Annotated in this window: 11 protein-coding genes and 1 tRNA gene; all 12 read right to left on the bottom strand. The window is 64.1% G+C overall.

Going from position 1 to position 13,656, the window contains the following annotated elements; all coding sequences use genetic code 11:
- Positions 1 to 143: 143 nt before the first annotated feature.
- The 12 genes from RTX79_RS12490 to RTX79_RS12435 all read right to left on the bottom strand — a co-directional run bounded on the left by RTX79_RS12490 (position 144) and on the right by RTX79_RS12435 (position 13,655).
- Positions 144 to 220, bottom strand: a tRNA-Met gene (locus RTX79_RS12490).
- 122 nt (positions 221 to 342) lie between these two features.
- Entirely contained in the window at positions 343 to 1,803 is a 1,461-nt protein-coding gene (gene nuoN / locus RTX79_RS12485) for an NADH-quinone oxidoreductase subunit NuoN (RefSeq protein WP_057508458.1), read from the bottom strand.
- A 36-nt stretch (positions 1,804 to 1,839) separates the two neighbouring features.
- On the bottom strand, positions 1,840 to 3,348 hold the full coding sequence (locus tag RTX79_RS12480; protein ID WP_057508457.1) for an NADH-quinone oxidoreductase subunit M: 1,509 nt from the start codon (positions 3,346 to 3,348) through the stop codon (positions 1,840 to 1,842).
- 23 nt (positions 3,349 to 3,371) lie between these two features.
- On the bottom strand, positions 3,372 to 5,573 hold the full coding sequence (gene nuoL / locus RTX79_RS12475) for an NADH-quinone oxidoreductase subunit L (RefSeq protein ID WP_312684039.1): 2,202 nt from the start codon (positions 5,571 to 5,573) through the stop codon (positions 3,372 to 3,374).
- A 7-nt stretch (positions 5,574 to 5,580) separates the two neighbouring features.
- Positions 5,581 to 5,886: an NADH-quinone oxidoreductase subunit NuoK gene (gene nuoK / locus RTX79_RS12470; protein WP_042614969.1), complete on the bottom strand. Its 306-nt coding sequence runs from the start codon at positions 5,884 to 5,886 to the stop codon at positions 5,581 to 5,583.
- A complete protein-coding gene (locus RTX79_RS12465; RefSeq protein ID WP_057508455.1) occupies positions 5,883 to 6,554 on the bottom strand; it encodes an NADH-quinone oxidoreductase subunit J in 672 nt (223 codons plus the stop codon). Before RTX79_RS12465 ends, nuoK begins: the two co-directional genes overlap by 4 nt.
- A gap of 9 nt (positions 6,555 to 6,563) precedes the next feature.
- Positions 6,564 to 7,052: an NADH-quinone oxidoreductase subunit NuoI gene (gene nuoI / locus RTX79_RS12460; protein ID WP_042614967.1), complete on the bottom strand. Its 489-nt coding sequence runs from the start codon at positions 7,050 to 7,052 to the stop codon at positions 6,564 to 6,566.
- 4 nt (positions 7,053 to 7,056) lie between these two features.
- Positions 7,057 to 8,151: an NADH-quinone oxidoreductase subunit NuoH gene (gene nuoH, locus RTX79_RS12455; RefSeq protein ID WP_123699667.1), complete on the bottom strand. Its 1,095-nt coding sequence runs from the start codon at positions 8,149 to 8,151 to the stop codon at positions 7,057 to 7,059.
- Positions 8,148 to 10,382, bottom strand: a complete 2,235-nt coding sequence (nuoG, locus tag RTX79_RS12450; protein ID WP_312684035.1) for an NADH-quinone oxidoreductase subunit NuoG — start codon at positions 10,380 to 10,382, stop codon at positions 8,148 to 8,150. Before nuoG ends, nuoH begins: the two co-directional genes overlap by 4 nt.
- A complete protein-coding gene (gene nuoF / locus RTX79_RS12445; RefSeq protein ID WP_312684033.1) occupies positions 10,379 to 11,719 on the bottom strand; it encodes an NADH-quinone oxidoreductase subunit NuoF in 1,341 nt (446 codons plus the stop codon). The genes nuoG and nuoF overlap by 4 nt, the downstream gene beginning before the upstream one ends.
- A gap of 3 nt (positions 11,720 to 11,722) precedes the next feature.
- Entirely contained in the window at positions 11,723 to 12,250 is a 528-nt protein-coding gene (gene nuoE / locus RTX79_RS12440; protein ID WP_042614963.1) for an NADH-quinone oxidoreductase subunit NuoE, read from the bottom strand.
- Positions 12,251 to 12,347: 97 nt separating this feature from the next.
- A complete protein-coding gene (locus RTX79_RS12435; protein ID WP_123699837.1) occupies positions 12,348 to 13,655 on the bottom strand; it encodes an NADH-quinone oxidoreductase subunit D in 1,308 nt (435 codons plus the stop codon).
- Between the last annotated feature and the right edge of the window lies 1 nt (position 13,656).

The following is a 13,656-nucleotide window of genomic DNA, read 5'->3' as shown; positions in this document are numbered from 1 at the left end:
CCGTTGCCGTTGCCGTTGCCGTTGCCGTTGCCGTTGCCGTTGCCGTTGCCGTTGCCGTTGCTTTCGCCTCTGCCTGCGCGGCACGCGCATCCAATCCCCATAACGAAAAAAGCGACCCCGTTTCCGGAGTCGCTTGTTCGTCTTGGTAGCGGGGGCAGGATTTGAACCTGCGACCTTCGGGTTATGAGCCCGACGAGCTGCCAGACTGCTCCACCCCGCATCAGAAGTGGTTGAATTGCTGCCTCTCGGGGGAGGCCTCTTGCAACGATGTTCTGGCAGAACCGCTGCAGTCACAACTCAGGAAACGAATATTACACTAATTGCGCAGCTTTGTATCGTTTTTCAGGAAATATGTGCAAATGCCTGCTGGCACCACACCATGATCGGGTTCCACGCCAGGCCCAGCGCCAGCAGCGCCAGCGCATTCACGCCCAGCACCACACCCAGCACGCGGTCGTTGTTGCGCGGCAGAGGCTCGCCCACCGGCTCATCGAAGTACATGACCTTGATCACGCGCAGGTAGTAGAACGCGCCGATCACCGCGCACAGCACGCCCAGGATCGCCAGCCACAGCATGCCGCCGTTGACCGCCGCGCCCAGCACGGCCAGCTTGGTCCAGAAGCCCAGGAACGGCGGAATGCCCGCCATCGACGCCATGATGCACAGGATCAGCGCCGCCATCCACGGATTACGCGCGTTCAGGCCCTTGTAGTCGTTGATGTTCTCGGCTTCGAAGCCATTGCGCGACATCGCGATGATCGCGCCGAAGCCGGCGGTCGACATGATCGCGTAGCTCAGCGCGTAGAACAGCGCAGCCGAATAGCCCTGCTGACCACCACCGGCGATGCCCATCAGCAGGAAGCCGATGTGCGAAACCGTGGAGAAGGCCAGCATGCGCTTCAGGTTGTGCTGGGCGATCGCCATCAGGTTGCCGATCACCAGCGACAGCGCGGCCAGGCCACCGATCAGGATCTTCCACTCATCTGACAGCGGACCCACGCCGACTTCCAGCAGGCGGTAGGCCATGCCGAACGCGGCCAGCTTCGGGGCCGAGCTGATGAACAGCGCAACCGGTGCCGGTGCGCCCTGGTACACGTCCGGCAGCCACATGTGGAACGGGGCAGCACCGAGTTTGAAGGCCACGCCGGCAATCATGAACACCGCGCCGGTCAGCAGCAGCATGCGCTCTTCCGACTGCGGGATGGCCGCGTTGATCACGTCCAGGTGCAGCGAACCGGTCGCGCCGTAGATCAGCGACATGCCATACAGCAGCAGGCCGGAGGCCAGCGAACCCAGCACGATGTACTTCATTGCCGCTTCCGACGCCAGGCCGTTGTCACGGTTGCTGGCGACCAGGGCGTAGGAGCACAGCGCCAGCAGTTCCAGGCCCAGGTAGACCATCAGCAGGCTGCCGGCGGACACCAGGATCATCATGCCGGCGGTGGCGAACAGCACCAGCACCGGGATCTCGCCCTGGAACAGGTCGCGTTCGCGCAGGTAGCTCCAGCCGTACACCAGGCTCAGCCCGCTGCACAGCACGATCACCACCTTCATCACGTCGGCAGCGGTGTCACGCACGAACATGCCGTGGAAGACCTCCCCCTGCCCGCCCGTGCCGGTGGCCAGCATGACCAGCACCACCGCCAGCGCGGCGAGCGAGAACAGATGGGTGATCAGCTTGTTCTGCTTGCTGACGAACAGATCGAGGATCATCAGGGCGAAGGCGCTCGCGACCAGCACCAGCTCGGGAGCGAGCGGGGGCAGGTCAGCAGCGGTCAGTGGCAGCAACGGCGAGGTGGTCATTATCAAATCCTGGAATCAGTTCGCTCGGCAGGCCGATCAGAGCAATTTGCTGGAAGCAATCTGCATCGCCAGCTTGGCGATCGACGGCTCCATCAGGTCGGTCAGCGGCTTGGGGTAGATGCCCAGGGCCAGTACGCCAATGGCGAACACGCCCAGCACCAGCCACTCGCGGCCGTTGATGTCCTTCAGTTCGGCGACGTGGGCATTGGCCACTTCACCGAAGAAGATGCGCTTGTACAGCCACAGCGTGTAGGCGGCGCCGATGATCAGGGTGGTGGCAGCGCCCAGTGCGATCCACGGATTACGCTGGAAGGCGGCCATGATGACCATGAACTCGCCTGCGAAACCGGAGGTACCCGGCAGGCCGGCGTTGGCCATGAAGAACAGCATCGCGAAGGTGGCGAACCACGGCATCACGTTGACCACGCCGCCGTAATCGGCGATGCGGCGGCTGTGCATGCGGTCGTACAGCACGCCCACGCAGGAGAACATCGCACCGGACACGAAGCCGTGCGAGATCATCTGCACCATCGCACCCTGCAGGCCCAGGCGGGCGGCGTCGGCATTGCCGGCCTCACGCACCAGCCACAGGGCAATGAAGGTACCCAGGGTGACGAAGCCCATGTGTGCGATCGACGAATAGGCGATCAGCTTCTTCATGTCGTCCTGCACCAGCGCGACCAGGCCGACGTAGATCACCGCGATCAGCGACAGCGCGATCACCAGCCATGCCCATTCCTGCGACGCGTCCGGGACGATCGGCAGGTTGAAGCGCAGGAAGCCGTAGCCACCGATCTTCAGGGCGATGGCGGCCAGGATCACCGAACCGGCGGTCGGGGCTTCCACGTGGGCGTCCGGCAGCCAGGTGTGCACCGGGAACATCGGCACCTTGACCGCGAAGGCGATCAGGAAGGCGAAGAAGATCCAGGTCTGCTCGGTGGCGGTCAGCTGCAGCGCGTACAGGTCGGCCAGCTGGAAGCTGCCGCCCTTCAGGTACAGGTAGACCAGGGCCACCAGCATCAGCACCGAGCCGAGGAAGGTGTACAGGAAGAACTTCAGCGCGGCGTAGATGCGGCGCGGGCCGCCCCAGACACCGATGATCAGGAACATCGGGATCAGCATCGCTTCGAAGAACACGTAGAACAGCATCGCGTCGGTGGCAGCGAAGATGCCGACGGTGACGCCTTCCAGGATCAGGAAGGCCGCCACGTACTGGTTCACGCGCTTGTCGATGGCGCTCCAGGCGCCGATAAGCGCGAGCACGCTGACCAGCGTGGTCAGGGCGATCAGCGCGATGGCGATGCCGTCCACGCCCAGGTTGTAACCGATGTCGTAGGCCGGGATCCAGGCGCGGGTTTCGACGAACTGCAGCGCGTCGATGCCCGGGTCGTAACCGGTGAGCAGCGGGATGCTCAGGGCGAAGGTCAGCAGCGCGACACCCAGCGACGCCCAGCGGGCGGTCTGCGCATCACGGATGGCAAGGACCAGGGCGCCACCGATGATCGGCAGCCAGATGAGGACACTAAGTAGGGGCCAGTTCGACACGTTTTCTTATTCCGTACAGGTCATCAACGCAGGTAATGCATCAGCAGGCCCAGAAGGGCAATCAGGCCGATGATCATCGCGAAGGCGTAGTGATAGAGGAAACCGGATTGGGTACGACGCAGCACATTGGCTGCCACGTCCGCCCCACGTGCGACCAGGTTGACGGTGCCGTCGACGATGTTCGTGTCGAGCCAGCGTGCCACCCTGCCCAGCTTGACGCTGCCGCCGGCGAAGCCGTCGATCCACAGCTTGTCCATGCCGTACTTGTTTTCCAGCACCGAAACGACCGGCGCGAAGGTCCTGCGTGCGCGGCCCGACAGGTCCGGCTTCCACAGGTAGAAGATCACCGCGAGCAGGAAGCCGGCCACGGTCAGGAAGAACGGCGGCAGGGTCATGCCGTGCAGCGCGAACTGCACCGGACCATGGAAGTGCTCGCTCAGGAAGCCCACGGTGTTCTTGGCCGGATCGTAGAAGTCCACGATGCCGGTGAAGAAGTTGGTGGCCTGGCCCTTGACGCCTTCATGCGCGTGATGACCTGCCCAGTCGGTGCCATGCAGCATCGGACCGATGCTGAAGAAACCGATGATGATCGACGGGATCGCCAGCAGGATCAGCGGCAGCGTCACCACCCACGGAGTTTCATGCGGCTCGTGCGGACCATGGCCGTGGCCGTGGTCGTCGTGGCCGGCATGCGCATCGGCATGGTGCGCATCGGCGGCATGGGCATGGTCGTCATGCGCATGCGCATCGTGGCCATGGCCGTGGTCGTCATGCGCCACGTCACGGAAGCGTTCCTTGCCGTGGAAGGTCATGAACAGCAGGCGGAAGCTGTAGAAGCTGGTCACCAGCACGCCACCGAGCACGGCCCAGTAGGCATAGGTCGCGACCCAGCTGCTGGACATGTGCGCGTGGATCTCGGCCGCCTCGATGATGGTGTCCTTCGAGTAGAAGCCGGAGAAGAACGGGGTGCCGACCAGGGCCAGCGTACCGATCCACATGGTGATGAAGGTGATCGGCATGTACTTGCGCAGGCCGCCCATCTTGCGCATGTCCTGCTCGTGGTGCATGGCGATGATCACCGAGCCCGCGCCGAGGAACAGCAGCGCCTTGAAGAAGGCGTGGGTCATCAGGTGGAACACCGCGGCCGAATACGCCGAGACGCCCAGCGCGACGGTCATGTAGCCCAGCTGGGACAGCGTGGAGTACGCGACGACGCGCTTGATGTCGTTCTGCACGATACCGATCAGGCCGGTGAAGAACGCGGTGGTGGCACCGATGAACAGCACGAAGTTCAGCGCGGTCGGCGACAGCTCGAACAGCGGCGACATGCGGGTCACCATGAAGATGCCGGCGGTGACCATGGTCGCGGCGTGGATCAGCGCCGAGATCGGGGTCGGGCCTTCCATCGAGTCCGGCAGCCAGACGTGCAGCGGCACCTGGGCGGACTTGCCCATCGCACCGATGAACAGGCAGATGCAGATCACCGTGGCGCTGGCCCAGACCACCGGCTGTTCCAGCACGCCGATGTGCAGGCCGAACAGGTTGATCGAACCGGACCACACCTGGATGGCGCCGTTGGCCAGTTCCGGGTCCATGATCTTCGCGAACACGGTGGCGTAGTCCAGGGTGCCGAACACCCACAACACGCCGCCGATACCGAGCAGGAAGCCGAAGTCACCGACACGGTTGACCAGGAAGGCCTTCATGTTGGCGAAGATCGCGGTCGGGCGCTTGAACCAGAAACCGATCAGCAGGTAGGACACCAGGCCCACCGCTTCCCAGCCGAAGAACAGCTGCAGGAAGTTGTTGCTCATCACCAGCGTGAGCATGGAGAAGGTGAACAGCGAGATGTAGCTGAAGAAGCGCTGGTAACCCGGGTCTTCTTCCATGTAACCGATGGTGTAGACGTGCACCAGCAGCGACACGAAGGTCACCACCACCATCATCATCGCGGTCAGTTTGTCGACCATGAAGCCGACGTGCGCCGAGTACTGGCCCACTTCGAAGAAGGTGTACAGGTTTTCGTTGAACGGCTGCGCGCCGCCCCACAGCAGCTGGTAGAACGTGTACATCGACAGGGCGCAGCTGACTGCCACGCCGAGGATGGTGATGGTCTGCGCGCCGAGGCGCCCGACCTGACGACCGAACAGGCCGGCGATGATGCTGCCGAACAGCGGTGCAAGCACCACTGCGATCAACAGACTCTTGGCGAGTGTGATTTCCATCTGTTAATCAGCCCTTCAACGAATCGACTTCGCCGACATTGATCGTTCGACGTGTACGGAACAGGGTCACCAGGATCGCCAGGCCGATGGCGGCCTCGGCAGCGGCGACGGTCAGGATGAAGAACACGAACAGCTGTCCGGCCGTGTCACCCAGTTCGCGCGAGAACCCGACGAAATTGATGTTCACCGACAGCAGCATCAGTTCGATGGACATCAGCAGGACGATGACGTTCTTCCGGTTGAGGAAGATACCGGCCAGGCTGATGCAGAACAGCACCGCGCCCAGCGCCAGGATGTGGCCCAACGTGATCATGGCTTGGTCTCCTCGCCGGCGGCCGGCACATCGACGGCGGCCTTGGTGTTGCTGTGCACGAACGGCTGTTCGGCGTTCATCTTGACCACCGTCAGGCGGTCACGCGACTTGACCATGGTCTGCTCGCCCGGGTTCTGCGTCTTCAGGCCGGTACGGTGACGCAGGGTCAGCATGACTGCAGCGACCACCGCGACGGTCAGGATGACCGCGGCGAATTCGAACGGCAGCAGGTATTCGGTGAACAGGCTGCGCGCCAGCCAGGTGATGTTGGAGGTGTCGGCAGCCAGCGCGGCGGCGTTGTCGGCCGGGAACGGGTTGACCGCCCTGCCCCGCACGCCGATCAGGGTGACGATCTGCACCAGCATCACCACCGCGACCACCAGCCCGACCGGCAGGTAACGCACCCAGCCTTCGCGCAGGTTGTCGGTGTCGATGTCCAGCATCATCACCACGAACAGGAACAGCACCATCACCGCGCCGACATACACCAGCACCAGGGCCACGCCGAGGAACTCAGCGCCGACCAGGATCCAGATGCAGGCCACGGAGAAGAAGGTCAGCACCAGGCAGAGCACGGCGTTGACCGGGCTGCGCGCACTGATCACCGCCGCGGCCGAAACACCGGCTGCGATGGCGAAAACCCAGAAAGCGATATTTACCCAATCCATGTCTCGACCTCAGCGGTAAGCGGCGTCGGCGGCACGGCGCTCGGCGATTTCGGTTTCAAGCCGATCACCCAGGGCCAGCAGCTGCGGCTTGGTAACGATGTTTTCGCCACGATTCTCGAAGTGGTACTCGAGGATGTGGGTCTCGACGATCGAGTCCACCGGGCAGCTTTCTTCGCAGAAGCCACAGAAGATGCACTTGAACAGATCGATGTCGTAACGCGTGGTGCGGCGGGTGCCGTCCTCGCGCTTGGCCGAATCGATGGTGATGGCCAGTGCCGGGCAGACCGCCTCGCACAGCTTGCAGGCGATGCAGCGCTCTTCACCGTTGGGGTAACGGCGCAGGGCGTGCAGGCCGCGGAAGCGCGGGGACTGCGGGAACTTTTCCATCGGGTACATCATGGTGTACTTCGGCTTGAAGCTGTACTTCAGCGTCAGCCACAGACCGGCCAACAGCTCCAGCAGCAACAGGCTCTTGAAGTAATGGGTAATCCTGTTCATTACGTTAGACACCCTTTTGAATCACGCCGAAGAACACCATCACGGCGGTAACCGCGATCCAGAAGATGGTGAGCGGGATGAAGACCTTCCAGCCCAGTCGCATGATCTGGTCATAGCGGAAGCGCGGGAAGCTGGCACGGAACCAGATGTAGGCGCTGGCGAAGAAGAAGACCTTGACGAACAGCCACGGCCAGCCACCGTTCCAGATCCAGTCGATGAACGGCGAGATCTCGCCCGGATTCACCCAGCCCTGGATCGGGCTCAACCAGCCACCGAGGAAGAAGATCGAGATCAGGAAGCTGATCAGGATCATGTTCGCGTATTCGGCCAGGAAGAACAGCGCGAAGGCACCGCCGGAGTATTCCACCATGTGGCCGGCGACGATTTCCGATTCGCCTTCCACCACGTCGAACGGCGCGCGGTTGGTTTCGGCCACGCCGGACACCCAGTACACGACGAACAGCGGGAACAGCGGCAGCAGGAACCAGTCGAAGAAGCCGGAGTTGCCCGCCTGCGCCATCACGATGCCGGTCAGGTTCAGGCTGCCCGAGGCGATCATCACACCGACCAGGGCAAAGCCCATCGCGATTTCGTAGCTGATCATCTGCGCCGAGGCGCGCATCGCACCCAGGAAGGCGTACTTCGAGTTGGATGCCCAGCCGGCCAGGATGATGCCGTACACACCCAGCGAGGTCATCGCCAGCAGGTACAACAGGCCGGCATTGGCGTTGGACAGCACCAGCTGGGCGTCGAAGGGCACCACCGACCAGGCCGCGAAGGCCGGTGCCAGGGTGATCAACGGCGCCAGCAGGAACAGCACCTTGTGTGCGTTGGCCGGCTGCAGTACTTCCTTGAACAGCAGCTTGAAGACGTCGGCGAAGGCCTGGAAGATGCCCATGCCCACGTACATCGGGCCGTGGCGCACGTGCATCCAGCCGATCAGCTTGCGCTCCCAGACCACGTAGAAGGCCACCGAGATGATCACCGGCATGGTGATCACCAGGATCTTCAGGATGATCCACAGCAGGGCGCCGATTTCACCAAGGCCAAGCAGCCACTGGTGCAGCGGGTCCACTGCGTTCAACAGCAATTCGTTCATGCAGCCACCACCGTTACGCGTGCGGCGCCCAGCGGTGCGGTTGCACCGTGGCCCGATTCAATCCAGACCGAACCCGCGGCGACGCGGGCGTCGACCACCACCGGCAGCGTGGCGCGACCGGCGTCGGTGCCGACCTTGGCCATCTGGCCTTCCTGCAGCTGCAGGCGGGCGGCGTCTTCGGCATTGAGCACGATGCGCGGGGCCGTGTTGAGCGGATGCGACTGCAGCGCCGGTGCACGGCGGACCACCGCGTCGGTGCGGTAGATCGCAGCGGTCGAAGCCACTTCCAGGCCTTCGCTGGCAACGGCAGCGGCCGCCGAGGCAGCAACGGTCACGCTCACCGGCGCCAGACTGGCGCGCAGGCCGGCCAGGTCGGTGAACTCGAAACCGGCCAGCGCCATTTCACCACCCAGGGCACGCAGCACGCGCCAGCCCTCGCGGGCCTCACCCGGCAGCTTGCCGCCGGCACGGGCCGACTGCGAGCGACCATCGAGATTGGTCAGCGTGGCATCGATTTCCGGCAGCGCGCCGATCGGCAGGATCACGTCGGCGACATCGCGGGTCGATGCGCAGGCGAACTGGCTGAAGGCCACCACCTGGGCACCGGCCAGCGCCTTGCGGGCGGCGGGGGCGTCGGCGAAATCCAGGCCCGGCTCCAGGCCGTAGACCACGTAGGCCTGGCGCGGCTGGGCCAGCATGCCGGCCACGTCCTTGCCGGCCGGCAGCACGCCGGCGCGGGTCAGGCCGATGGCATTGGCGCCCTGCGGAATGCGGCACAGCTTGGCACCGGTTGCAGCGGCGAAGTCACGCGCAGCGGCGCGGATCGCGGCGGCCTGCGGGTGGTTTTCGGCGATGCCACCGACGATCAGCACGGTGTTGCGACCGCCCTGCACCGCCGAACGCAGGTCTGCGTTTTCCAGCGCGCCGGCGAAGGTCGACGGAGCGACGATCTGCTTGCTGGCGATGCTGAAGGCGAAGTCGAAGTCGACCGGGTTGACCACGTGGATCTTCGCGCCGTTGCTGGTCTGCGCCTTGCGCAGGCGGGCATGCAGCAGCGGAAGTTCATGGCGGATGTTGCTGCCCAGCACCACGATCTGGTCGGCGCCTTCGATTTCGGCCAGCGGCAGCCCGAACACTTCGGCGGTCGCCGCGTCGGAGAAGTCGCGGTTGTTGATGCGGTGGTCGATGTGGGTCGAACCCAGGCCCGACGCCAGGCGGGCCAGCAGTGCGCCCTCCTCGTTCGAGGTCGACGGGTGCACCAGCACGCCCAGCGCGTCGCCCTGGTTGGCCTTGAGGATGTCGGCGGCAGCGGCCAGGCCTTCGGCCCAGCTCACTTCCTTCCACTCGCCATTGACCTTGCGCAGCGGCTTGACCGCACGGTCTTCGCTGTACAGGCCCTGGTGCGAGTAGCGGTCACGATCGGACAGCCAGCATTCGTTGACCAGCTCGTTGTCGCGCGGCACGGTGCGCAGCACTTCGCCGCGACGCACGTGCAGGAACAGGTTCGAGCCCATCGCATCGTGGTAACCCAGCGATTCGCGCGCGGTCAGTTCCCACGGACGGGCGCGGAACTGGAACACCTTGTTGGTCAGCGCGCCGACCGGGCAGACATCGACCACGTTGCCGGACAGTTCGGTGGTCAACGGCTTGCCGTCGTAGGTACCGATCTGCAGGTTCTCGCCGCGGTACATGCCACCCAGTTCATAGGTACCGGCCACGTCGGCGGTGAAGCGGACACAGCGGGTGCACTGGATGCAGCGGGTCATTTCGGTGGCCACCAGCGGCCCCATGTCCTCGTCCACCACCACGCGCTTGCGCTCGTTGAAGCGGCTGACCGAACGGCCATAGCCGAGCGACACGTCCTGCAGTTCGCACTCGCCGCCCTGGTCGCAGACCGGGCAGTCCAGCGGATGGTTGATGAGCAGGAACTCCATCACCGAACGCTGGAACTTGAGTGCCTTTTCGCTGCGGGTGGCGACCTTCATGCCATCCATCACCGGGGTCGCGCAGGCAGGCGCCGGCTTCGGCGACTTCTCCACGTCCACCAGGCACATGCGGCAGTTGGCGGCGATCGGCAGCTTCTCGTGGTAGCAGAAGCGCGGGATCGGGATGCCGGCCTTGTCGGCGGCCTGGATGATCATCGAGCCCTTCGGCACGACCAGCGACTGGCCGTCGATTTCGACGGTGACGTGGTCCGGTGGCACGTTGGGACTTACGGGTTGCGCGCTCATGCGGCAGCAGCCTCCACCTTCTTGCCGTCAACCATCGAATGACCGTTGACGATGTAGTACTCGAATTCGTCCCAGAACTGGCGCAGGAACCCCTGGATGGGCCATGCCGCCGCTTCACCGAACGCACAGATGGTGTGGCCTTCGATCTGGCCGGCCACGGCCTTCAACTGGTGCAGGTCTTCCATCGTGGCCTTGCCGGCGACGATGCGCTCCAGCACCCGGTGCATCCAGCCGGTACCTTCACGGCACGGCGTGCACTGGCCACAGGATTCCTTGTGGAAGAACTGGCTGATGCGGCAGGCGAACTTGACGCAGCACACGCTGTCGTCCAGCACCACGATGGCGCCCGACCCCAGCCCGGTGCCCAGGGCACGCAGGGTGTCGTAGTCCATCTGCAGGCCCTTCAGCTCTTCGGCCTTCAGCACCGGCATCGACACGCCGCCCGGGACGGCGCCCTTCAGCGTGCGGCCCGGCTTCAGGCCACCGGCCATTTCCAGCAGCTCATCGAAGGTGGTTCCCAGCGGCACTTCGAAGTTGCCGCCCTGCTGCACGCAGCCGGACACCGAGAAGATCTTCGGACCGCCGTTCTTGGTCAGCGACAGGCCCTGGAACCATTCCGGTCCATTGCGGATGATCGCCGGCACCGAGGCATAGGTCTCGGTGTTGTTGATGGTGCTGGGCTTGCCGTACAGACCGAAGTTCGCCGGGAACGGCGGCTTGTAGCGCGGCTGGCCCTTCTTGCCTTCCAGCGATTCCATCAGCGCGGTTTCTTCGCCGCAGATGTAGGCGCCGGCGCCCAGCGCACCGTAGATGTCGATGTCCACGCCGCTGCCGAGGATGTCCTTGCCCAGCCAGCCGTTGGCGTACGCGTCGGCCAGGGCCTGTTCGAAATTCTCGAACGGCTCGTGGTGGAACTCGCCGCGCAGGTAGTTGTAGCCCACGGTGCTGCCGGTGGCGTAGCAGGCGATCGCCATGCCTTCCACCACCGAATGCGGGTTGTAACGCAGGATGTCGCGGTCCTTGCAGGTGCCCGGCTCGGATTCATCCGAATTGCACAGGATGTACTTCTGCATCGTGCCCTTGGGCATGAAGGACCACTTCAGGCCGGTCGGGAAACCGGCGCCGCCACGGCCGCGCAGGTTGGACTGCTTGACCATCTCGATGACCTGCTCCGGCGAGATCTTCTCTTCGAGGATCTTGCGCAGGGCGGCGTAGCCACCGGTCTTGAGGTAGCTTTCATACGACCACGGAGTGTCGTAATGCAGGGTGGTGTAGACCACCTGGTGCGGCAACGGTGCGGGACCGACCGGACCACTGGGTGCGTGATGATGTGCCATGGCTTACTCCAACCCGTCCAGCAGCTCGTCGACTTTCTCGACGGTCAGGCGCTCGTGGTAATGGCCGTTGATGACCATCATCGGTGCACCGGCGCAACCGGCCAGGCACTCTTCTTCGCGCTTGAGGTAGATACGACCGTCCGCGGTGGACTGGCCGGTGCGGCAACCGAGCTTCTTCTCGGCGTGCGCGACCAGGTCTTCGGCACCGTTCAACCAGCAGCTGATGTTGGTGCAGAACGCCACGTTGTGGCGGCCGACCTTTTCCAGCTCGAACATCGAGTAGAAGCTGGCGACCTCGTAGGCCCACACCGGCGGCAGGTCCAGGTACTTGGCCACGCCGGCGATCAGCTCGTCGGTCAGCCAGCCTGCGTTCTGTTCCTGCGCAGCGTGCAGGCCCTGCAGCACGGCCGAGCGCTTGCGGTCCGGCGGGAACTTGGACAGCCAGTGATCGATGTGAGCACGGGTCTTGTCGCTCAGCACCACCATCGGATCGACGTCGCGCGCCGCCTCGAAATTACCTGTCGCCTTCATCGGCCGACCTCAGCGAAATGCATGTCTTGGAATTCCATATGCTGCGGCGCCGGCTTGCGCCGGCTGCCTGCAGGAAAGAGGGTCAGGTCGGCCGGATTCACCGGTCGACCTCGCCGAACACCAGGTCGTAGGTACCGATCATCGCCACCACGTCGGCCAGCATGTGGCCGCGCACGATCGAATCGATCGAGGACAGGTGGGCGAAGCCCGGCGCACGCAGGTGCACGCGGAACGGCTTGTTGGCACCGTCGGACATCAGGTAGCAGCCAAACTCACCCTTCGGCGCTTCGACGGCGGCGTAGGTTTCACCGGCCGGCACGCAGTAGCCTTCACTGAACAGCTTGAAGTGGTGGATCAGCGCTTCCATGTCGTCCTTCATCGCCTCGCGGCTCGGCGGCGCGACCTTGAAGTTGTTGACGATCACCGGGCCCGGGTTGGCCTTCAGCCACGCCACGCACTGCTTGATGATGCGGTTGGACTCGCGCATTTCGGCCACGCGGCACAGGTAGCGGTCGTAGCAGTCGCCTTCCTTGCCCAGCGGGATGTCGAAATCGACCGCATCGTACTTGGCGTACGGGCGCTTCTTGCGCAGGTCCCAGGCAACGCCGGAGCCGCGCAGCATCACGCCGGTCATGCCCCACTGGTGGGCCAGTTCCGGCGTCACCACGCCGATGCCGACGGTACGCTGCTTCCAGATGCGGTTGTCGGTGAGCAGGGTTTCGTACTCGTCGACGCGACCGGGGAATTCGTTGGTGAAATTCTCGATGAAATCGAGCAGCGAGCCTTCGCGCGATGCATTCAGCTGCTTGAGGGCATTGCCCTTGTGCCAGCGCGATTCCTTGTACTTCGGCATGTGGTCCGGCAGGTCGCGGTAGACGCCGCCCGGACGGTAGTACGCCGCGTGCATGCGAGCGCCGGACACTGCCTCGTAGCAGTCCATCAGCTCTTCGCGTTCACGGAAGGCGTACAGCATCACCGCCATCGCGCCCAGGTCGAGCGCGTTGGAACCCAGCCACATCAGGTGGTTCAGGATGCGGGTGATTTCGTCGAACATGGTGCGGATGTACTGCGCACGCTCCGGCGCTTCGATCCCCATCAGGGTCTCGATGGCGCGCACGTAAGCGTGCTCGTTGCACATCATCGACACGTAATCCAGGCGGTCCATGTAACCGATGGACTGGTTGAACGGCTTGGACTCGGCGAGCTTTTCGGTACCACGGTGCAGCAGGCCGACATGCGGGTCGGCACGCATGATGGTTTCGCCGTCCATTTCCAGGATCAGGCGCAGCACACCGTGCGCGGCCGGATGCTGCGGGCCGAAATTCATCGTGTAGTTGCGGATTTCCTGCCGGCTTTCGGCGGCATTGCTGGCGAAGGCGGAATGCGCCTGTTCGACCGGCTTGATC

The sequence above is a fragment of the Stenotrophomonas chelatiphaga genome, assembly GCF_032054965.1.
Lineage (GTDB): Bacteria > Pseudomonadota > Gammaproteobacteria > Xanthomonadales > Xanthomonadaceae > Stenotrophomonas > Stenotrophomonas chelatiphaga.
Note: the sequence above shows the minus strand (reverse complement) of the source record. Positions and strands in the feature narration are given on the sequence as shown.